The following is a 20,762-nucleotide window of genomic DNA, read 5'->3' as shown; positions in this document are numbered from 1 at the left end:
CATGCTTCTCGCTATCGACGCGGGCAATACCAATGTGGTTTTCGCGCTGCTGGATGGGCAGGAAATTCGCGCGCGCTGGCGGATCGCCACCGATCCGCGCCGCACCGCGGACGAATATGCTGTCTGGCTCAACCAGCTGCTGATGCTGGAAGGCTATGCCATTGGCGACGTGCATGCCGTCATCATCGCCACGGTGGTGCCGCGCGCGCTCCACAACCTGCAGGTGCTGGCCGACAAATATTTCAAGACCAAGGCGTTGGTGGCCGGGCAGGCGCCGGTGGAGTGGGGGATAGAGCTCGACGTGGCCGAGCCCGCCTCCGTGGGCGCGGATCGGGTTGTAAACACCATCGCCGCCCACCATCTGTACGAAGGCGACCTGATCGTCATCGACTTCGGCACTGCGACGACGTTCGACGTGGTCGATTATCGGGGCGCGTATAAGGGCGGGATCATCGCACCGGGCATCAACCTGTCGCTCGACGCGCTGGTCGCGGCGGCGGCGAAGCTGCCGAAGATCGCGATCGCCCCGCCGGAGAACCGGTCGGTTATCGGTCGCACTACGGAAGCGCAGATGCATATCGGCGTCTTCTGGGGCTATGTGGCGATGATGGAGGGGCTGGTGGCGCGGATGCGGGCCGAAATCGGCCGCCCGACCAAGGTAATTTCAACGGGGGGCCTTGCGGTCCTCTTCAACGACAACAGCGATATTTTCGATGCGATAGCGCCGGACCTGACGATCCAGGGCCTCGCGCTGCTGCACGAACGGAGTTTGAACGCATAATGACACCTGGAAACGAGCTGCTCTTCCTGGCCCTTGGCGGGTCGGGCGAGATCGGCATGAACGTCAATCTTTATGGATCCCAGGGCAAATGGGTGATGGTCGACCTCGGCCTGACCTTCGCCGATCCGGCCTATCCCGGCGTGGAGCTGGTGCTGCCCGACCTGTCCTTCATCGAGGAGCGGCGCGACGACCTGCTCGGCATCGTCCTCACCCATGGGCATGAGGACCATATCGGCGCCATCCCCTATCTGGCCGCCGACCTGGGCGTGCCGCTCTATGCGACGCCTTTCACGGCGGGCCTCATCCGCCAGAAGCTGGACGAGGAGGGGCTTTCGGAAGAGGTCGAGCTCAACGTCATCGACAATGAGGGCAGTTTCGCGCTGGGGCCTTTCGGCTTCCGCTACATGCCGCTCGCCCATTCGATTCCCGAAGGCAACGCCCTGCTGATCGAGACGCCCTATGGCCGCGTGTTCCACACCGGCGATTGGAAGCTGGACGAGCAGCCGCTGCTCGGGACGCCCTCCACGCCTGAAGAGCTCACCGCGATCGGCGATCAGGGCGTGCTGGCGCTGGTCTGCGACAGCACCAATGTCTTCAACCCCCAGGCGAGCGGGTCGGAAGGCGATGTCCGCGAGGGGCTGCTCCAGACGATCGCGGGCGCGAAGGGGCGCGTGCTGGTCACGACCTTTGCCTCCAATGCGGCGCGGCTCCAGACCCTGGGCGAGGTGGCGCACGCGACCGGCCGCAAGCTTTGCGTCGCGGGGCGTTCGCTCGACCGGATCATCTCGACCGCCAAGGCGGCCGGCTATCTCAAGGATTTCCCGCCGACCGTCGATTGGGACGATGTCATGGACCTGCCCAGGAGCGAGGTGATGATCATCGCGACCGGCGGGCAGGGCGAGGCGCGGGCGGCGCTGGCGCGCATTGCCTTCGGCATGCACCCGATCAAGCTGGACGAGGGCGATCTGGTCGTCTTCTCCTCCAAGCAGATCCCGGGCAATGAGATCGCCATCGGTCGCATCCAGAACGAGTTGGCGACGCGCGGCATCCTGATGGTGACCGACAAGCAGGCGGACGTCCATGTGTCGGGCCATCCCGGTCGCCCCGAACTGGAAGCCATGTACCGCTGGATCAGGCCGCAGATCCTGCTGCCCGTTCACGGCGAGCGGCGGCACATGGCGGAACAGGCGCGGCTGGGCCTGGCGACCGGCGTGCCCCATGCCGTCGTCCAGTCGAACGGCGACCTGCTGCGGCTGGCGCCGGGCGCACCGGCGATCATCGGCAAGGAAGGGGTCGGCCGGCTGGTGCTGGACGGGGACGTGATCCTGCCGGCTGACGGCGCGACGATGAACGAGCGGCGCAGGGTCGCCCTGCATGGCCAGATCAGCGTCGCGCTGGCGCTGGACGGCAAGGGACGACTGGTCGGTTGCCCCACGCTGCGCACGCAGGGCGTGCCGGTGGAGGAGGACAAGGCGGCCTTCCTGGAGGAGGCGGCTGGGGAAGCGGCCGAGGCGCTGAACAAGGGATCGAAGGATCAGGAGGCGCTACGCGAGCGCGTCCGCCTGGCCGTCCGCCGCACGGCGACGCGCTGGACCGGCAAAAAGCCGGTGGTGGATGTCCTGCTGATTCAGGCGTAAGCCGGGCCCATGAACTGGTACGCGATCCTTGCCATCTATTTCCTCTTCTGGGTGCTGAGCGGCTTCATCATGCTGCCCTTCGGCATCCGCACTCCAGACGAGACGGGCGAGGTGCTGCTGAAGGGGCAGGCCGACAGCGCGCCGAGCAACTTCCGGCCGTGGCGCGTGGTGGTGCGCACGACTATCCTGTCGGCGGTGCTGTTCGGCCTCTATTATGCCAATTATGTCGAGGGCTGGGTGACGATGGATCGGTTTTCCGCCCTCCACCGGGCGGGCTGAGCGGCGGCTGTGCGTGTCGTCCCTGCCGGGCATGCGCATCTCCACCATTGGGCGCGTATGCGCAACGCGCTGTGGCCGGAAGAGGGCGTTGCCGGGCACCGGGATGAGGCGCGGGCGATGCTGGAGGTCGGCGGGGGTCAGGTCGCCTTCGTGGCGCTCGACCTGGCGGATCGGCCCATAGGCTTTGTCGAGGCGGTGTTGCGGCATGACTATGTCAACGGATGCGACAGCAGCCCGGTAGCCTTCGTCGAAGGGCTCTATGTAGAGCCCGCACATCGCGGCGAGGCGGTCGCCCGTGCCCTGGTCGCCGCCGTCGAGCAATGGGGCGGCGGGCAGGGCTGCACCGAACTGGCGTCCGATGCGGACATCACGAACCTGGCCAGCCACGCTTTCTATCGCGCCATCGGCTTCGAGGAGACCGAGCGGGTCGTCTATTTCCGCAAACGGATCGGATAAGCCCTCGGGAGCGGGCTCCGAGGAAACATAGACCTACTGCCGAAGCCGCTCGATCGCCTGCGCCAGCGCAACATAGAGCTTGCCCATGTCGGACGACAGGATGGCGACGCCCAGCGCATTGCCGTCGCGGGCCGAAAGGATGACCCGCAGCATCGATTCGAAATCATGGATGTAGCGGTTCACATGCTCGCGGAACTCGGCGTCTTCGTCATAGTGCAGCGCGATCTCGCGCGATTCGCCGGCATCGAGAAGGCGGACAGCCCGCCGCGTGAAGACGCCCCGGTCGCCCTTCAGATAGGCCGCCCATTCCGCGTCGGTGACGTCGTTGGACAGGATCTTGGTGACGTCGATCGCGGTGCTGTTGAGCGATTCGATCAGCACCGCGGATCGGCGGGCGAAATGGTCAAGGTCGCGATCCTGCGCCTCCCGCTCCGCATCCTCGATGCGTTTTTCCACATTGGCGCTGGTGTCGGCGATGGTGAGGAGCTGGCGCATCAGCCGGTCCGACGCGTGGTGCGCGGCCTTGACGGCCTCCTCCGCGACCGCGGCGACCTGCTGGATCTGCGCCATGATGCGATCCTCCATGACGCTGCGCATCGCGATCTCGCTGGCGTCGGCCAGCGACTGCGCCGCATCGGGGATGGCCCGGCCCAGCGCCTGGCGCGCGCGCTCGGCGGCCTGTTCGGCCGTTTCCTTGACGCGCAGCAGCGCCGTCACCAGCAGGGGCGCGGCCCCTTCGGTGATGCGGTTCGCGTCCTTGTGCGCATCGTCCAGCGCACCGCGCAGGCGCTCGACCAGCTGGCGGTTGGCCTCCAGCCCGTTCTGGGTGCTTTCCAGCCATTCGGTCAGGCGTGCGCCCTGGCCGCGCAGCATCTCCTCGGCCTCCTGCGTGCGGCCGGCAAAGGCTTCGGAGATCGCCTCCAGCCGCTCCATCTCCGGCGCGGTGCTGGCGAGCAGGTTCTGGCTCCTTTCGAGCCGCGCCTCGAAGCGGGTCAGTGCCGCGGGGTAGGTCTCGTCCAGTTCACGGACGCTGGAATCCAGCGCGACGAGCAGCGTTTCGGCGCAGGCGATCAGCTTTTCGCCGGTCACGCCGCCGGCCGCCAGCGCGCCGTCGATCCGCTGGGTTTCCGCCGTCAGGTTCGCCAGCGCATCGGTCAGCCGCGCACTGCGCGCCAATGCCGTCTGCTCCAGCCGGGCGAAGCGCTCATCGGCGGTTTCGGCGGCGTCGGCAAGGGTGGAATGAAGCTCTGCCGTCAGCGCCTTCTGGCCCTGGAGCAGCGCGTCGATGCTGCGCAGGCGATCCTCAATGCCGGCAACGGCGTGGGCAAGACCCTCGATCGTATCCTGGCCGATGGCCTGCATCCGTCCACCGGCGTCGGCGACTAGCGCGTTGATCTCGGCGGTCTGGCGCGACAGGCCGGCGTCGGTGTCCGCCATTCCCGTCTTCACGGCGGCGAGCGTGGCGTCGAGACGGCGGCGCAGACCGGATTCGGCGGAGGCGAGATCCTGCTCCAGCGTCGCCGCGGCGGTCTGGCCGAGAGACGCCATATGGGCTTGCGTTCGATCGACCAGCGCATCGAGCGCTTCCCGCTGGCTCGCCAGATCCGCATCGACCGCGGCCATGGTCGCGCGCAGCCGGTCCGTCATGTCCTGAAGCCGCTGCTGCAGGCCTTCCTCGATCGTGGCGAGATCGCTCGACAGGCTGGCGATTGCCTGGCCGCTCGTCGCGCCGATGCCCTCCTGCGCGCGTTCGACCAGCGCGCCCAGAGCGGCACTGTGGTCTTCGATCGCGGCGCGGCTGGCATCCATTGCGGTGCGGGCGCCCTGCGCCGTCGCCTCGATCCGGCCGGAAGCGAGATCAGCGAGGCCGGACACTTCGTCGCTCGCGGAGCGGGTCGCCTCCTGAAGCTGGTGAAGCTGGTTCGACAAGCTCTTTGTCGCGGAAAGAGTGCGGGCACGGGCTTCGTCGGACAGTTCCGCCAGGGCGTGCAGGCGCGCCTCCAGCGTGTCGATCCGCTCCGACAGGGCATGGCCATTGTCCATGATCTGCGCGGCGATCCCGCTGGTGCGCTCCTCCAGCGCGGGAATGCGATCGAGCAGGGTGTTCATCTGCTCGACCAGTCCAAGGGCGGCGCGTTCCGCAGTTTCGGCGCGTTCGGCGGCGCTGTGCGAGCGGCCGGCGATCAGTTCGGCCGATGCCTCCATATTGCTGCTGGCGGCGGCGCCATAGCTGTCGAGCAGTTCCGCCTGCTCCTGCATGCTCCGCCGCGCGGTTTCAAGCTGGGTGGCGATACGGCCGAGGCGCAGTTCCAGCAGGTCCGCTTCCGTGCGCAGGGCGCGGGCGGTGTCCAGGAAACGGCGGGATTCGGCCCGGCTGTTGCGGGCGAGGAGCAGATAGGCGATGCCGAGCAGCAGCAGCGGGATAAGCAGCGTCGACAGGGTCGAAAGCCAGTCCTGCGCGGTCGCGGGCGGCGCGCGCCAGGTGGTCCAGGCAGCCAAGGCCAGCCAGACGATGCCTAGGCCGATCAGGATGAAGCGGGCAATCCGCGTGCCGTCGCGCCCCGCCTCTTCCTCCGCAGAGTCCTCTTCGATGTCCAGAACCGCCTGTTTTAACAGCAATACGTCTTCCGATGCCGGTGCCGGTTGGGCTGGCTGCTGATCGTCGCGCCAGAATTCGATGATGGTGCTACCCCCGCTCATGTCACCATCCTAGCATCTTTTCGTCACACGAAAATGCCTTGTTACCAAAACTTAACGTGAGCACGCTACCGTCCGACCCATGTCCTACGATCCAGGCGCTCTCCACGCGGCCCTAGCCGCTGCTGTCGGCGATGACAGCGGCCTGATCGCCGAACTTCGTTTCGCCTTCATGGAAAGCGCCGAAAGGCAGCTGGACCTGCTGGGACGGGCGCGGTGCGACGCCAACTGGTCTCTGGCGGCGTGGCGGCTCAAGGGGCTGGCGGCGAGCTTCGGCCTGACCGGCCTGATGGTGCTGGCCGACGAGGCGGCGGAAACCGCGCCCGGTGATCCGCGCGCACTGCGCCGGCTGCGCGACGCACTGGACATGCTGAAACAGAACTGACCATCGTTCCGATCCGATCGCTTGCGCGATCGCGGCGGCCTTGCGAAAAGATCGCCCATCAAAGAGACGGGTCGGTACTACAGATGACATTCGCAGCCATTCTCAGCGCCAGCCGCATGGCCGACGATTCGCCGGGCGTCCTGCGCGGCAGCCTGCATTTCGCCGGGCAGACGCTGATGGAATATCAGGCGCGCCAGGCTGCGCGCGCGGGCGCAGACCGCATCCTGATCCTGGTGAGCAGCATCACCCCCGCCATATCGCAGGCGATAGACCGGCTGAGCGCCGACGGCGTACGCGTGGCGCTGGTGCGCGACATGGTATCGGTGGTGCGCGATGCCCCGCGCGACATGGACACGCTGCTGGTGGCGGACGGAGCGGCGGTGTCGCAGACTTATTTCGACGCGCTGGCGCAGCAGGAGGGCAACGCCCTGCTGGTGACCGACGAGAGCCGCGCCAGTGGCCCGTTCGAACGGATCGACGCGGGGCAGCGCTGGGCCGGGCTGGCGCGGATCGCCCCCGATCTGCTGTTCGGCACGCTGGACATGATCGGCGACTGGGACCTGTCGCTGACCCTGGTGCGCGCCGCGACGCAGAAGGGAGCGCGGCGCCTGACGGTGCCGCAGGACGAATTGCTGGAAGGGCGGGTCGCGCTGGTCGAGACGCAGCAGCAGGCAGACCTGGCGGCACAGGCGATCCTGTCCGGCAGCAACCGACCCGCGCGCGGCGCCGGAGGGCTGGATCACCTGCTGCTCGGCCCGCTGGCCCGGCTCGCCAGCCCGGCGTTGATGCGCATGCAGGTGCCCGCGATGCAGGTGCGGATCGCCGCGATCGCCCTCGCCGCGATCGCACTGGTACCGATCGAGCTGCTCTGGCCGACCACCGGATTCTGCCTGCTGCTGCTCGCGCTGTGGCTGGCGGAAGTCGCCAACCGGCTGGACGAACTGGCGTTGCGTCCGGCGCCGGCTGGCAGGATCGCCTTCCTGGCGCCGGGGCTGGCGCTGATCGGGGTGGTGCTGGCGAGCGGGACGATGACCGCCATGCACCTGGCGCTGCTGACGGGCATCATCCTGGTTGCCGACCGGGAACGCCGGACAGGAGCTGTCGCGTCATGGATGGTGTTTACACCGTCCAGCCTGATCCTGCTGCTGATGCTGGCGGCGGTCTTCGATGGCCTGTCCTGGGGCTATGCGCTGGGCATGCTCTGCGCCATCGCGTCGATCGGGGCGATCCTGCTTCGCCGCCATGAATGAGGATTCCGGCATAAGGTTTAGGGCATGTTAAGGACGCGCCTTTATGGCCGGCAGGATGAACGCCCAATCGTCCCCGGCCGGAACCATGACGGCGGACAGTTGGCCAGCCGCGCGCGTGCTGGCTGGCCTGTCTGCGGTGCCCGTCGGGCATGCGATCGACCTGGCGTTCCTCTTTCCCGACGCAGCCCCGCCCCAGCATGATGCGCTGAATGCGGAAACGCGCCGCCACCTGGCCGGTTGCCTGACCGCCGTTGAGCTGGCCTTGAGACTGGGCGTGGAAAGGCTTTCCGATTCGGCGTCGTCGCTTTCGGACTGGCCCGATCCGCTGTGCTGGCCGATGCTGTGCGCGCAGCCGGGCCTGCTTGGCCCGGGGCTCCTATCCCATATGCGCCTGCGCGCGGGAATCAGTTTGATGCTGCGCCAGTACGGGCGCGCAGGCATGGACCCGGACAATGGCGAGGCGGAGGATATCTTCTCCGAGGATCCGGCGCTTTCCGAGGCTCTGTCGATGCTGGCGCTGGCCGAGGCGCGATGGCTCGCGACCGCGGGCGAGACCCAGCCGATGCGGCCGGACCTGCCGGCCGAACATTTTTCGGAACTGCTCTGGACGGCGGGAGCCTGCCTTGCCATGGCTGCGCATATGTCGACCGGGTTGAGCGAACAGGCTATCCTTCCGCTTATAGAAAGGGCGGCATGGGATGTCCTGGGACGGCATGACGAAGGCAGCGGCCCCATTGCCGTGGCCGACCGGCTGGTGCGGATGATGGGGGATCGGGCCGATGATCGCGCGCTGCCCGGCGCCGTGCTCGGCCAGCGCCGCTTTCTCCTGTTCGCGGCGCTTGCGGGACGGAGGCTTCGCATGCCGACGGCGCAGGTCGTCGACATCCTCATCATGGCGCCGCTGCCTCATGTCGCGGCGCTGGCGCGGGCGCTGGACTGTCCCGACGGCGACTATCGTCACCTGCTGATGACGCTAAGGCCTGTTCGCCCTGCGCTGACCGATATGCTATTGGTGACGGAAGCCGAGCGCTATCAGGCGCTCGATGGGAATCAGGCAGACGCGATCATGGACTTGCTGCGGACGCCCGCAGCCTTGCGGGCGAAGCTGGATCATTTGCACCAGGTGATGGCTGCGTGAACATGCCCGTTCATCCGGCCGTGATGCGGGCGACGATATCCGCGCAGGGCGTGCTGCTGGCGGCGGACCTGCCGCTGCTTGCGCTGCAGCGACAGGCGGGCGGAGACCTGGATGCGCCATTGGCCGTGCCTCAGCTGGCGGCGGTGGCGCGGCTGGCATCGCGGCTGGGGATCGCCATTTCGCGCCCGGTCGTGGCTGCTTCCGACCAGGGCGATATCGAGATGTGGGTGCGCGCCAAGCCGGAGGGTGAGGCGGTGCAGCTGTCGGTGATCGAATGGAACGAACGACCGCTGCCGGCACCTGCGATGGAGAATGGCAGCCGGGAATCGGACATTGCCGCGCTGGCGGGTGGATGGACCTGGCAGATCGATACGCTGTTGCGGTTCCAGATCGTGATGGCGGAAGAGGATGCGGGAGCGACCCTGCCTGAGTCCCCGCCTCCGCCCGGAAGCCGCTTTTCCGCCTATTTCCAGCTGCAGGGAGATGAGGAGGGTGACATGGCGATGCTGCGCGGTTTTGCGCAGCGGCGCGCCTTCCGCAACCAGCAGGCGGTGCTCGTCAGCGATCCGGAGCGGCGCTACAGCCTGGCGGGCTTTCCGCTGTTCGATCTTGCCGGACAGCTTCTCGGCTATCGGGGGAAGGCCACGCCGGTGGACGAGGCGGCGGCGCGGGCACCCGATCCGCAGTCGACCTTTGCCTATCCGGGTGAATTCGGGCGGCGGCTCGACCGATCGCTGCGCCAGCCGTTGGGCCGGATCATCGCCAATGCGGACACGATCAGCGCGCAGTTGAAGGGACCGCTGCGGGCGGACTATGCCGGTTATGCCAGCGACATCGCCGCGGCTGGACGGCATCTGATGGCGCTCGTCGACGACCTGGCCGACCTTCAGGCGATCGACCGGCCCGATTTTACGGTGACGGCGGAGGAGATCGACCTTGCGGACCTGGGCCGCCGGGCGGCCGGGCTGCTGAACGTCAAGGCGATCGACGGGCATATCAGCATTTTCCCCCCGGATATCTCCGAACGCGCCCCCGCGACCGGCGAATTCCGCCGCGTGCTCCAGATTCTGGTCAACCTGGTCGGCAATGCGGTGCGCTATTCCCCCGAAGGGGGCCAGGTGCGAATCGCGACGGAGATGCAGGGCAGGCTTGCCTCCGTCACTGTGGTCGACCAAGGCCCCGGAGTCGCCGATGGCGACCGCGAGCGCATCTTCGACAAGTTCGAGCGGCTGGGCCGCGACGATGCCGCCGGCAGCGGTCTCGGCCTCTATATATCCCGGCGGCTGGCGCGGGCGATGGGGGGCGACATCCGCGTCGGCGGAAACGCGGGGGAGGGCGCGCGCTTCGTCCTGACCCTGCCGGCGCGGGGATAGCGGCTCCAAAAGAGCTGTTCAGGACAGTTCATGGCGTAAAAGAAAACGGCGCCGGTGACGGCGCCGTTTCCTGTTTCCATTGTCGTGCCGATCAGCGATCGGCGACCGGGACGTAGTCGCGCTGCACGGGGCCAGTGTAGAGCTGGCGCGGGCGACCGATCTTCTGCGCGGGATCGGAAATCATCTCGTTCCACTGCGCGACCCAGCCCACGGTGCGGGCGAGGGCGAAGAGCACGGTGAACATCTCGGTCGGGAAGCCGATGGCCGAGAGGATCACGCCCGAATAGAAGTCGACGTTCGGGTAGAGCTTCTTTTCGATGAAATAGGGATCGTTGAGCGCGATCTGCTCCAGTTCCTTCGCCACGTCGAAGACCGGGTCGTTGACGCCCAGCTTTTCCAGCACGTCTTTCGCGGTCTTCTGCATCACGGTCGCGCGCGGATCGTAATTCTTGTAGACGCGGTGACCGAAGCCCATCAGGCGGAACGGATCGTCCTTGTTCTTCGCGCGGGCGATGTATTCCGGGATGCGGTCCACGGTACCGATCTCGCGGAGCATGTTGAGCGCGGCCTCGTTCGCGCCGCCATGCGCCGGACCCCAGAGACAGGCGATGCCCGCCGCGATGCAGGCGAAGGGGTTGGCGCCCGACGAACCGGCGAGGCGCACGGTCGAGGTCGAAGCGTTCTGTTCATGGTCGGCGTGGAGGATGAAGATCTTGTCCATCGCATCGACGATGACCGGATCGGGCTCATATTCCTCGGCCGGGACCGAGAAGGTCATGCGCAGGAAATTGGCGGTGTAGCTGAGATCGTTGCGCGGATAGACGAAGGGCTGACCCACCGAATATTTGTAGGCCATGGCTGCGATCGTCGGCATCTTGGCGATCAACCGGTGGCTGGCGATGGTGCGCTGGGCCGGATCGTTGATGTCGGTGGAGTCGTGGTAGAAGGCGGAAAGCGCGCCGACCACGCCGCACATGATCGCCATCGGGTGCGCGTCGCGGCGGAAGCCGCGGTAGAAGGTGGTCAGTTGCTCATGCACCATGGTGTGGCGCGTGATGGTGCGGGTGAAGTCGGCCAGTTCCTGTTTTGAGGGCAGTTCGCCGTTCAGCAGCAGGTAGCTGACCTCCATGAAGCTGGACTGTTCGGCGAGCTGGCCGATCGGATAGCCGCGATGGAGCAGGACGCCTTCGTCGCCGTCGATATAGGTCAGGCCGGATTCGCAGCTCGCCGTCGACGTGAAGCCGGGATCATAGGTGAACATGCCCGTATTGGCGTACAGCTTGCGGACGTCGATGACCTGCGGGCCCACGGAGCCATCCATGATGGCATATTCCCTGGCCTCTCCCCCGACGGTCAGAATGGCATTCTTATCCGACATGTTTTTCTCCTTAATGGCCGGCTGGCTGATGCGTCCCTACATCGGTCAGCCGTTCCAAGCTCTCCACCTTTCCCAGAAGGAAAAGGACATCGAAAATGCCCGGCGAAACCGTGCGACCGGTCAGCGCCGCGCGCAAGGGCTGGGCGACCTTGCCCAGTCCAAGCCTGGCATCCTCCGCCACGCGGCGTATCACGTCTTCGATCGCTTCGACCGTCCAGGATTGGACGGAAGAGAGAGCGTCGGCTGTCTTTACCAGCAGCTCGCGCGCGGAGTCGTCTAGCAGAGCCGAGGCCTTCTCGTCAAAATCGAGCGGACGGCTCTTGAACAGGAATTCGGCGCCCTCGGCGATCTCTCCCAGCGTCTTGGCACGCGGCTTGAGCGAGGGCATGGCCTGGGTCAGCAGCGCTTCGCCCCCTTCGGGGAGGGCGATCCCCAGTCGCTGGGCGACGCGGGGCGCCACCAGCGCGGCAAGCCGGGCATCGTCGGCCTCCCGCAGATAATGGCCGTTGAGATTTTCGAGCTTCTTGATGTCGAAGCGCGAGGGCGAGCGACCGACGCCGCCGATGTCGAACAGTTCGACCGCGCGGTCCCGGGAAATGATCTCCTCGTCGCCATGGCCCCAGCCCAGGCGGAGCAGATAGTTGATCACCGCCTCCGGCAGCATTCCCATCTCGTCGCGATAGGCGTCAACGCCCAGCGCCCCGTGCCGTTTTGACAGCTTCGCGCCGTCCGATCCGTGGATCAGCGGGATATGGGCGTAAACGGGCTCATCCCATCCCATGGCGCGGATGATGCCGAGCTGCCGGAAGGCGTTGTTGAGATGATCGTCGCCGCGGATGACGTGGGTGACGCCCATGTCGTTGTCATCCACGACCACGGCCAGCATGTATGTCGGCGTGCCGTCCGACCGAAGCAGGATCATGTCGTCCAGTTCCGCATTCTGGACGACGACGCGGCCCTGCACCGCGTCCTCGATAACGGTCTCGCCCTCACGCGGAGCCTTCAGGCGAATGACATAGGGCGCGCCTTCCGGCGCCTCTTCGGGGGAGCGATCGCGCCAGCGGCCGTCATAGCGCATCGGCAGCTTGGCCGCGCGCTGCTGCTCGCGCAGCTCCGCCAGCTCCTCGGGCGTGGCGAAGCATTTATAGGCATGGCCCTGGTCGAGCAGCTTGTGCGCCACTTCGGCGTGCCGGGGCGTGCGGGCGAACTGGAACACCGGCTCCTCGTCTCCGAGCAGTCCCAGCCATTCGAGGCCGTCGAAGATCGCCGCGACGGCTGCATCGGTCGATCGGGCGCGGTCGGTATCCTCGATGCGGAGCAGGAACTTGCCGCCATGATGGCGGGCGAACAGCCAGTTGAATAGCGCCGTGCGCGCACCACCGATATGAAGGAACCCGGTGGGCGACGGCGCGAATCGGGTCACGACCTGCTTCTTCAATCCCGTTGCACTCGCCGCAATATTCTCTGACATTCGCCCTGCCTAACCATGGATGCGACGCCCCCTAGCATGGCTTTGGAGCCACGACAAACCTCCCCATTGGGGCGGTTCCCGGCATGGGGCCGATCGATCCCGGTGGCCGTGGAGGCATGGTTGGAGGAGGAGCGGGAACAACTCGCCCTCTGGGCGCCCGTCGCGCTGGGCGCGGGCATCGCGGCGTGGTTCGCGCTGCCTGATCCGGCCGGATGGCTCAGCTTCTGCTGCGCGATGCTGGCGCTGGCCTGCGGCGCATGCCTGGTGCCGGAGGGCATGCGGCTGCGCAAGCTTCTGCTGGTCTGCGGCCTGCTGGCGACCGCGGGATGCCTGCTGGTGTGGGGCAAGGCTGCATGGTCGGGTACGCCGCCGCTGGCACGGCCGGTTTTCGCCGAGATGGCGGCGGAAGTGGAAGCGGTCCAGGCGGTGCCGGCGCAGAAGATGGTGCGCCTGCTGGTGCGGCCCGAAGGGCGGCCGGATCTGCCCAAGCGTGTCCGCGTGAATCTGGACGAGGGCCATGTGCCGGAGGGGCTGGGGCGTGGTGCGCTGGTGCAGTTTCGCGCGCGGTTGATGCCACCCGCGCCGCCGGCCGTGCCGGGAGGGTATGATTTCGCGCAGCGGGCCTATTTCCTGGGGATCGGGGCGACCGGGCGGGCGCTGGCGCCGGTGACGGTGCTGCGTGCGGCGAAATCGGGGCCGACGCTGCGCGCACGCCTGTTCGATCATATCCTGCACCGCGTCGATGGACATGGTGCAGGCATCGCCGCGGCCTTTGCCACCGGAGACCAGGGCGCGATCAGCGAGGCGGATGCAGAGGCGATGCGGCGCAGCGGGCTGGCGCACCTGCTGTCGATCAGCGGGCTCCATGTGACGGCGCTGATCGGCGCGGTAATCTTCCTGCTGCTGAAGCTGATGGCGCTCAACAGATGGGCGGCGCTGCATTGGCCGCTGATGCTGATCGCCGCGGCGGGTGGAGCGCTGGCGGGCATCGGCTACACCCTGCTGACAGGTGCGGAGGTGCCGACGGTGCGATCCTGCGTGGCGGCGCTGCTGGTGCTGGGCGGGCTTGCCATGGAGCGGGACGCGATCACGCTGCGGCTGGTGGCGGCAGGGGCGCTGGTGGTGCTGCTGGTCTGGCCCGAGGCGCTGGTGGGGCCGAGTTTCCAGATGAGCTTCGCCGCCGTGATCGCGATCGTGGCGCTGGCCGAGCATAGGCGTTTCCGGTCCTCGACGGCGGCGCGGGACGAGGCGGTGTGGCGCAAGGGGGTCCGTGCGGGCGTTGCCGCACTGGCGACCGGCGCTGCAGTCGAACTGGTGCTCGCGCCCATCGCCCTGTTCCACTTCCACCAGGCGGGGATGCTGGGCGCCTTCGCCAACCTGCTGGCCATTCCGCTGACGACCTTTGTCGTGATGCCGCTGGAGGCGGTCGCCCTGCTCCTCGACATCGTGGGGCTGGGCGCGCCCTTCTGGTGGCTGGTCGGCCATGCCCTAGACCTGCTGCTGATGATCGCGCATGGCGTGGCCGCCAGTCCCATGGCGGTGGTCATGGCGCCGGCCCATTCGGGTGGCGTCTTCACGCTGATAGTGCTGGGCGGCCTGTGGGGCCTGCTCTGGCGGACGCGCTGGCGCTGGCTGGGATTGTTGCCGGTAACGGTCGGAATGGGGCTGATCCTGACAGCATCGCCGCCCGAGATACTGGTGACGGGGGATGGGCGTCATGTGGCGGTGCGGACGCCGGGCGGCGGCATGGCGATCCTGCGCGACCGGGCGGGCGATTATGTCCGCGACACGCTATCGGAGAGCGCGGGCCATGACGGCGACCTTGCTGCGATCGCTACGCTGCCGGGTGCGCGATGTTCGACCGATCTGTGCGCTGTCCGGCTGCGATCAGGTCGGGGCGATTGGCAGTTGCTGGCGACCCGCAGCGCGATGCTGGTCGATCGGCCCGCGCTGGAGCCGGCCTGCGCCCAGGCCGATATCGTCGTAAGCGACCGGCGCCTGCCCTTCTGGTGCCGCCCGCGCTGGTTCAGGGCCGACGGCCGCCTGCTGGCGCGGACGGGCGGTTTGGCGATCGACCTGGAGAGCGGCACGGTTCGCACCGTGCTGCGCCCCGGCGATCGGCACCCCTGGATTCCTGCGCAGCGGTCACGGCGGGGCCGCTATCCCAGCCGCCCCCGTCAGTTGTAGCGGCGCAGCAGGCCAGCCAGCTTGCCCTGGATGCGGACCTGACGCGGATCATAGATCTGCGGTTCATAGGCGCTGTTGGCGGGATCGAGCCGGACCTTCGGTCCTTCGCGCCGGAAATATTTGAGCGTCGCTTCGGTATCGTCGATCAGCGCGACGACGATCTGGCCTTCGCGCGCGACCTCCGTGCGCTGGATCAGCGCGAAGTCGCCGTCGAGTATGCCTGCCTCCACCATGGAATCGCCGGCCACTTCCAGCGCATAATGGTCGCCCGATCCCAGCAGGGCGGCGGGGACGGACAGCATCGCCTGGCCTTCCAGAGCCTCGATCGGGACGCCGGCCGCGATCCGGCCGTGCAGCGGAATTTCGATCACGTCATTGGCGGCGATCGGGATCGGCGCGGCCGGCTTGGGGGCGGCGGGCGCCGCTGCCTTGAGGGGCTTGTGCATCGCCTCGGGCAGCTTCAGCACTTCGAGCGCGCGGGCGCGGTTGGGCAGGCGACGGATGAAGCCGCGTTCTTCCAGCGCGTTGATCAGGCGATGGATGCCGGATTTGGATCGCAGGTCGAGCGCGTCCTTCATCTCCTCGAAGGACGGCGAGACACCGTCGTCCTCAAGCCGGGTCTGGATGAAGCTGAGCAGCTCCTGCTGTTTGGGCGTCAACATGCCTGCGGTCCTCTCTGGAACGGAGAGAGAACGCATAGGAAACGGAGCAAGACAAGTCAAGCGATGGGTGCAGGTCCGTAACGGTGGGAACGCCGCCCGCTGCGGCTCGTTTCTATCCTGCCTTCCTCATGGAGGCGAATAGGAGAGTGATATGGCAAACCAGAACAATCAGGGCAACGACCAGCGCCGCGACCAGCAGGGCGACCGCAACCAGCAGGGCGATCGCCAGCAGCAGCAGGAGAACAAGCAGGGTCAGATGGGCGACGAGCGCCGTCAGGACCAGGCGCCGGGCAAGCAGCAGCGCTGATTTCCTGAAACTGGAAGCGAGAGAAGGGGCCGCGTCGCGGCCCCTTTTTTCATGGGATAGGAAGGATGGTCACAGGATCGCCAGCCACGGCGACAGGTGAGCCTGCGGGCCGCAGGATCAGGCAGTCGGCCATCGCCATCGCCGCTGTCGCAGCACTGTCCTGCGCGGTGACCGAGACCACGCCGGCGTCGCTGTGATAGGCGCGCAGATAATCGTCACGCTCGCCGGTGGCGGGAAGCGGCGATGCCAGCGTGGCTTGGCGGACGGCGGGCAGGGGCGAGGCCGATCCGGCCATGTGGCGGACCAGCGGCAGAAGGAAGAGGATGCCCGTCACGAAGGCCGAGACCGGATTGCCGGGCAGGCCGAGGAAGGTCGTGGAACCGAGCGTCCCCGCCATCAGCGGCTTGCCCGGGCGCATGCGGATCTTCCAGAAGTCGAGCGATCCGCCCGCGGCGGCGAAGGCCGGGCGAACGAGGTCGTGGTCGCCGACCGACGCGCCGCCGGTAGAGACGATGATGTCGGCCTCGCTTGCGCGCCGGAAGGCGTCGGTCATCGCACCAAGGTTATCCCGCACGATGCCCAGGTCTATTACTTCGCAAGGCAGCGCCGCCAGCAGGGCGGCGAGCATCGGCGCGTTGGAGGATGGAAGGCTGCCCGGCGGAACGGGCGCGCCGGGGGGGACGAGTTCGTCGCCGGTCGAGAGGACCGCCACTTTCGGGCGGCCGCCGACAGGCAGGGTGCCATGCCCGCCGAGGACCGCGAGCGAGAGCTGCGCCGCACCGAGACGGGTGCCAGCGGCCAGCAGGCGCTGGCCCTGACGAAAGTCCGACGCGGCCGGCCGGACATGGCGGCCAGGTTGGAGCGGATCGGCGCCGCTGCGAAGGGCGTCGTCTTCTACACCTGCATTTTCCTGGATCAGGATGGCGTCGGCGCCGGGCGGCAAGGGCGCGCCGGTGAAGATGCGGCAGGCCTCGCCGAGGGGAAGAGGCGGCGGCGGCGTTCCTCCGGCCGCGCTGGCGGCGGTCACGCGCCAGGGGCCGGGCCATTCGGCGGCGCGCACCGCATAACCGTCCATGGCGGAAAGGTCCGCCCAGGGCTGGTCGCGCAGCGCCACGACGTCACGCGCCAGCCAGCGGCCCGCCGCCTGCGCCACCGGGATGTCCTGGGCCGGCATGGGCGCTGCAATCGCGAGCAGCCGTGCCTGCGCCTCCGCGACGGGCAGCAAGTTCACGGGACGCGCCAGTCGCCGGACTTGCCGCCGGTCTTGGCGAGCAGGCGCACGCCGCCGATCACCATCGCCTTGTCCAGCGCCTTGGCCATGTCATAGACGGTCAGCAGCGCGACGGAGGCGGCGGTGAGCGCTTCCATCTCCACGCCGGTCTGTCCTGCGGTGCGGGCGGTGGCGGTGACGGTCACGCCGTCGTCGGCCAGATCGAAGTCGACCGTTACGGCGCTGAGCGCGATCGGGTGGCAGAGCGGGATGAGATCGGCGGTGCGCTTGGCCGCCATGATGCCGGCCACGCGCGCCACGGCCAGCACGTCGCCCTTCTTGACCAGACCCTGCGCGATTGCCTGTGCCGCCTGCCCGGACATGGTGATGTGACCGGTGGCGACCGCCTCTCGCGCCGTCACCGCCTTCGCCGAGACGTCGACCATCCGCGCGGCGCCATCCTCGTCCAGATGGGTGAGGCCGCTCATGCGCCGACCAGCAATGCCCGGGTGGCTGCCTCGACATCCGGCTGGCGCATCAGGGATTCGCCGACCAGGAAGCAGCGTACTCCATGGTCCGCCATGGCGAGAAGGTCCGCATGGCTGCCGAGGCCGCTTTCTGCGACGAAGGTGCAGCCCTCCGGCGCGCGGCCGACCAGTTCATAGGTCCGGGCGAAATCGACCGTGAAGTCGCGCAGGTCGCGGTTGTTGACGCCGATGAGACGCGACCGGAGCTTCAGGGCGCGCTCCAATTCGGCCTCGTCATGCACTTCGACCAGCGCATCCATGCCGAGGCCCAGGGCCGCGTCCTCGATTTCCGCCATCTGCCCGTCGTCCAGCGCGGCGACGATGATCAGGATCGCGTCGGCGCCGAGCGACCGGCTTTCCAGCACCTGCCAGGGATCGACCATGAAATCCTTGCGCAGCACCGGCAGCGTGCAGGCCGCTCTTGCCGCCACCAGATAATCGTCATGCCCCTGGAAATAGGGTTCGTCGGTCAGCACGGACAGGCAGGCGGCGCCGGCGGCGGCATAAGCGGCGGCATGGGCCGGCGGATCGAAGTCCGCGCGGATCAGGCCCTTGGATGGGCTCGCCTTCTTGACCTCCGCGATCAGGCCGAAGCCGGTGCGGGCGGCATTGTCCAGCGCCCGGCGGAACCCGCGCGGGGGCGTCCGCTCGGCGGCGCGGGCGTGCAGGGTGGCGACGGTCGTGGCGGCCCGGCGGCGGGCGACTTCCTCGCGTTTGGTGTCGCAGATCTCGATCAGCTTGTTGGTCATCTGTAGGCAATCCAGCAATTGAGCAGCGCGTTGGCAAGGCCGGCGTCGATGGTTTCCGCCGCCTGCTCGACGCCGTGGGGGAGATCGGGTGCGGCGTCAGCCACGACGAGCGCGGCGGCGGCGTTCAGCAACACGGCGTCGCGATAGGGTCCCGGCTCGCCCTGCAGCAGTGCGCGCAGGGCGGCGGCATTATGCGCGGGGTCACCGCCGCGGATCGCGTCGACCGGATGGGTGGCAAGGCCCAGTTCAGCGGCGGTCAGGCGGCGCATGGCGACCAGGCCGTGACCGTGCACCTCCGCCACGTCGTTGCCGCCCGCCAGGGACAGTTCGTCAAGTCCCTCGTCGCCCGAGACGATCATCGCCCGGTCCACGCCCAGGTCGGCGATCGCTTCCGCATAGATTGGGACATAGGCTGGCCGGGCAATGCCGACGAGCTGGTGACGGACATGGGCGGGATTGGCGAGCGGCCCCATCAGGTTGAAGATGGTCCGCTGGCCGATCGCTTTGCGGATCGGGCCGAGGCGCCTGAGCGCCGGATGATGCTTCTGCGCAAAGAGGAAGCAGATGCCGAGGTCCGCGAGCGTTTCCTCCGCTGTCTCCGCCGCGCGGTCGAGGTCGAGCCCCAGCGCTTCGAGCGTGTCGGCTGCGCCCGCCTTGGATGATGCGGCGCGGTTGCCGTGCTTGGCGACGGGGACGCCGGCCGCGGCGACCACCAGGCTGACGGCGGTCGAGACGTTGAGTGTATGGTGGCCGTCGCCGCCTGTGCCGCAGACGTCGATGGCGCCCTTCGGCGCAACGACGGGGATCATCCGCGCCCGCATGGCGCGGGCGGCGGCGGCGATCTCGATCGCGCTTTCCCCGCGCTGCGCCATCGCGACGAGGAAGGCGGCAATGTCGGCCTCGGCCAGGTCGGCGTCGAACAGCAGGTCGAAGGCGCGGGCGGCCTCGTCCGGGGACAGCGGCTGGGAAGGGTCTGGCAGGCGGGTCATCGGCGCTGCCTTAGTCCCGGGACGGGGCCTGAGTCGAGGGTTGGGAATGGAAAGCGCCGGCCGTTTCGACGGAGGCCGTTTCTATGGTACGCCTATGACGTCGTCCGATTGGAAGGGATATGCCCGGATTAGGGCGTTGCACAGATCCGCTGCCGTGCTGCCCTGCGTGTCGGCCGGGCGGACCGTCACGGCGGTCCCGCGCCAGATCACCTCTTCCTCGCCTCGTTTCCGCAACCTCATTTCCAGCTGCGTCTTCTCGAGTGCGACGGCATGGGTCTTGCGGGAGGGCAAGGGGACTTTGACCACTGACCCGACGGCGCCGGCGACCCCGCCGGACGTGGCGTTCGCACTGCCGGCCGTCGCGCGCGCGCTGCCGGTCCCGACCTCCGAGACGCTGAATAGGAGCTCCATCCGATAGGCTGCGTGATCTGCACCATCCAGAAGGGTGAACCCTTTTGCCGACAAGGCGCTGGCTGCGGCGTCGCGGAACTGGTCGGACGAGGCGTCCTGACCGCCGCCGGCACGGCTCGCTTCGACCGAGAGGGTGCCCTCCACGGGAGGAGGGGCAGCCAGGGACGCGGCCGGCATGAACAGTGTGCCGACCAGTATCAGCGATGCGATCAACGAACCGAACCCTTTGACGACCGAAGGGAGGATCGCATCATACCGCATCGATCACGCCGTCTCCCGTTCCCGCACCGGGAGGCCGGCGATGCGCAGGAAGTTCGCCAGCATGGCGTGACCATGTTCGGTGGCGATGCTTTCCGGGTGGAACTGGACCGAATGGATCGGCAGCCTGGCATGGCGGAAGGCCATCACCGACCCGTCCTCGCTGGTCGCGTTCACGATCAGGTCGGCCGGAATGTCCTCCACGATCAGCGAATGATAGCGGGTGGCGATGAAGGGCGAGGGCAGCCCCTTAAACAGCCCCGTGCCGTCATGCGCGACCGGCGATGTCTTGCCATGCATCAGGCCGCCACGGACAACCTTTCCACCGAAATGCTGGCCGATCGCCTGGTGGCCGAGGCATACGCCGAGCAGCGGTGCGCCGGCGTCCGCGCAGGCGGCGACCAGGTCCAGGCTGACGCCCGCCTCATTGGGGGTACACGGGCCGGGCGAGAGCAGGAAGGCCTTGGCCCCGGTCGACAGGGCCTGTCCCGCCGAGATGGCGTCGTTGCGCACCACTTCCACCTGTGCGCCCAGCTCCATGAGGTAATGGACCAGGTTCCAGGTGAAGCTGTCGTAATTGTCGATGACGAGGATCATGGACCGGCTTTAGCGCGGGA

The 20,762-nt window shown here is 67.7% G+C and carries 20 protein-coding genes; 10 read left to right on the top strand and 10 right to left on the bottom strand.

Translation table 11 applies throughout. The features are described 5' to 3' along the window. Nucleotide 1: 1 nt before the first annotated feature. Genes M529_RS25790 through aac(6') form a run of 4 tightly spaced genes read left to right on the top strand, consistent with a single transcriptional unit; the run spans nt 2 to nt 3,153 of the window. Nucleotides 2-781, top strand: a complete 780-nt coding sequence (locus M529_RS25790; protein WP_021316163.1) for a type III pantothenate kinase — start codon at nt 2-4, stop codon at nt 779-781. Further along, nucleotides 781-2,418 (top strand): ribonuclease J, encoded by a 1,638-nt coding sequence (locus tag M529_RS25785; RefSeq protein WP_021316162.1) that lies wholly within the window; start codon nt 781-783, stop codon nt 2,416-2,418. The genes M529_RS25790 and M529_RS25785 overlap by 1 nt, the downstream gene beginning before the upstream one ends. Nucleotides 2,419-2,427: 9 nt before the next feature. Further along, nucleotides 2,428-2,697 (top strand): DUF1467 family protein, encoded by a 270-nt coding sequence (locus M529_RS25780; protein WP_021316161.1) that lies wholly within the window; start codon nt 2,428-2,430, stop codon nt 2,695-2,697. Nucleotides 2,698-2,706: 9 nt separating this feature from the next. Further along, a complete protein-coding gene (aac(6'), locus tag M529_RS25775) occupies nt 2,707-3,153 on the top strand; it encodes an aminoglycoside 6'-N-acetyltransferase (protein WP_031294010.1) in 447 nt (148 codons plus the stop codon). A gap of 33 nt (nt 3,154-3,186) precedes the next feature. Here the strand turns inward: aac(6') and M529_RS25770 are convergent, their stop codons facing one another. Beyond that, nucleotides 3,187-5,853: a coiled-coil domain-containing protein gene (locus tag M529_RS25770; RefSeq protein WP_021316159.1), complete on the bottom strand. Its 2,667-nt coding sequence runs from the start codon at nt 5,851-5,853 to the stop codon at nt 3,187-3,189. A 79-nt stretch (nt 5,854-5,932) separates the two neighbouring features. On the opposite strand from M529_RS25770, the gene M529_RS25765 reads away from it, so the two are divergent. The 4 genes from M529_RS25765 (at nt 5,933) to M529_RS25750 (ending at nt 9,996) form a co-directional block, all read left to right on the top strand. Continuing rightward, entirely contained in the window at nt 5,933-6,235 is a 303-nt protein-coding gene (locus tag M529_RS25765) for a hypothetical protein (protein ID WP_021316158.1), read from the top strand. Between the two features lie 83 nt (nt 6,236-6,318). Then, the gene (locus M529_RS25760) at nt 6,319-7,485 is read left to right on the top strand and encodes a hypothetical protein (RefSeq protein WP_021316157.1); all 1,167 of its coding nucleotides are present in this window, start codon (nt 6,319-6,321) and stop codon (nt 7,483-7,485) included. A 43-nt stretch (nt 7,486-7,528) separates the two neighbouring features. Continuing rightward, nucleotides 7,529-8,623 carry a hypothetical protein gene (locus M529_RS25755; RefSeq protein ID WP_021316156.1) on the top strand — a complete coding sequence of 365 codons (1,095 nt, stop codon included), beginning with the start codon at nt 7,529-7,531 and terminating at the stop codon, nt 8,621-8,623. Further along, nucleotides 8,620-9,996 carry a sensor histidine kinase gene (locus M529_RS25750; protein ID WP_031294008.1) on the top strand — a complete coding sequence of 459 codons (1,377 nt, stop codon included), beginning with the start codon at nt 8,620-8,622 and terminating at the stop codon, nt 9,994-9,996. The genes M529_RS25755 and M529_RS25750 overlap by 4 nt, the downstream gene beginning before the upstream one ends. A 91-nt stretch (nt 9,997-10,087) precedes the next feature. Here the strand turns inward: M529_RS25750 and M529_RS25745 are convergent, their stop codons facing one another. Together M529_RS25745 and gltX are read right to left on the bottom strand one after the other, a co-directional pair. Continuing rightward, nucleotides 10,088-11,374, bottom strand: a complete 1,287-nt coding sequence (locus M529_RS25745) for a citrate synthase (protein ID WP_021316154.1) — start codon at nt 11,372-11,374, stop codon at nt 10,088-10,090. Nucleotides 11,375-11,384: 10 nt separating this feature from the next. Beyond that, nucleotides 11,385-12,845 (bottom strand): glutamate--tRNA ligase, encoded by a 1,461-nt coding sequence (gltX, locus tag M529_RS25740; RefSeq protein WP_031294007.1) that lies wholly within the window; start codon nt 12,843-12,845, stop codon nt 11,385-11,387. A gap of 36 nt (nt 12,846-12,881) precedes the next feature. Here gltX and M529_RS25735 point away from each other — a divergent pair, with 36 nt between their 5' ends. Continuing rightward, entirely contained in the window at nt 12,882-15,032 is a 2,151-nt protein-coding gene (locus tag M529_RS25735; RefSeq protein ID WP_084490743.1) for a ComEC/Rec2 family competence protein, read from the top strand. Here the strand turns inward: M529_RS25735 and lexA are convergent. Further along, complete coding sequence (gene lexA / locus M529_RS25730; protein WP_021316151.1) at nt 15,023-15,694, bottom strand: transcriptional repressor LexA; 672 nt, start codon at nt 15,692-15,694, stop codon at nt 15,023-15,025. The two genes, M529_RS25735 and lexA, sit on opposite strands and share 10 nt — an antisense overlap. Nucleotides 15,695-15,845: 151 nt before the next feature. Here lexA and M529_RS49950 point away from each other — a divergent pair, with 151 nt between their 5' ends. Beyond that, the gene (locus tag M529_RS49950) at nt 15,846-16,001 is read left to right on the top strand and encodes a hypothetical protein (protein WP_021316150.1); all 156 of its coding nucleotides are present in this window, start codon (nt 15,846-15,848) and stop codon (nt 15,999-16,001) included. Nucleotides 16,002-16,050: 49 nt separating this feature from the next. Here the strand turns inward: M529_RS49950 and M529_RS25725 are convergent, their stop codons facing one another. From M529_RS25725 to M529_RS25700, 6 genes are all read right to left on the bottom strand, one after another. Next, complete coding sequence (locus M529_RS25725; protein WP_021316149.1) at nt 16,051-17,232, bottom strand: molybdopterin molybdotransferase MoeA; 1,182 nt, start codon at nt 17,230-17,232, stop codon at nt 16,051-16,053. After that, nucleotides 17,229-17,699, bottom strand: coding sequence for a cyclic pyranopterin monophosphate synthase MoaC (gene moaC / locus M529_RS25720; protein WP_021316148.1), 471 nt, complete (start codon nt 17,697-17,699; stop codon nt 17,229-17,231). Before moaC ends, M529_RS25725 begins: the two co-directional genes overlap by 4 nt. Beyond that, nucleotides 17,696-18,487 carry an indole-3-glycerol phosphate synthase TrpC gene (trpC, locus tag M529_RS25715; RefSeq protein ID WP_021316147.1) on the bottom strand — a complete coding sequence of 264 codons (792 nt, stop codon included), beginning with the start codon at nt 18,485-18,487 and terminating at the stop codon, nt 17,696-17,698. The genes moaC and trpC overlap by 4 nt, the downstream gene beginning before the upstream one ends. After that, complete coding sequence (trpD, locus tag M529_RS25710) at nt 18,484-19,476, bottom strand: anthranilate phosphoribosyltransferase (RefSeq protein ID WP_021316146.1); 993 nt, start codon at nt 19,474-19,476, stop codon at nt 18,484-18,486. Before trpD ends, trpC begins: the two co-directional genes overlap by 4 nt. 81 nt (nt 19,477-19,557) lie before the next feature. Beyond that, nucleotides 19,558-20,148, bottom strand: a complete 591-nt coding sequence (locus M529_RS25705; RefSeq protein WP_021316145.1) for a hypothetical protein — start codon at nt 20,146-20,148, stop codon at nt 19,558-19,560. Nucleotides 20,149-20,151: 3 nt separating this feature from the next. Continuing rightward, complete coding sequence (locus tag M529_RS25700) at nt 20,152-20,742, bottom strand: anthranilate synthase component II (protein WP_021316144.1); 591 nt, start codon at nt 20,740-20,742, stop codon at nt 20,152-20,154. Nucleotides 20,743-20,762: the final 20 nt, after the last annotated feature.

The sequence above is a fragment of the Sphingobium ummariense RL-3 genome (genome assembly GCF_000447205.1).
In the GTDB taxonomy this organism is placed as follows: Bacteria; Pseudomonadota; Alphaproteobacteria; order Sphingomonadales; family Sphingomonadaceae; genus Sphingobium; species Sphingobium ummariense.
This window is presented reverse-complemented; position numbering and strand designations above follow the sequence as displayed.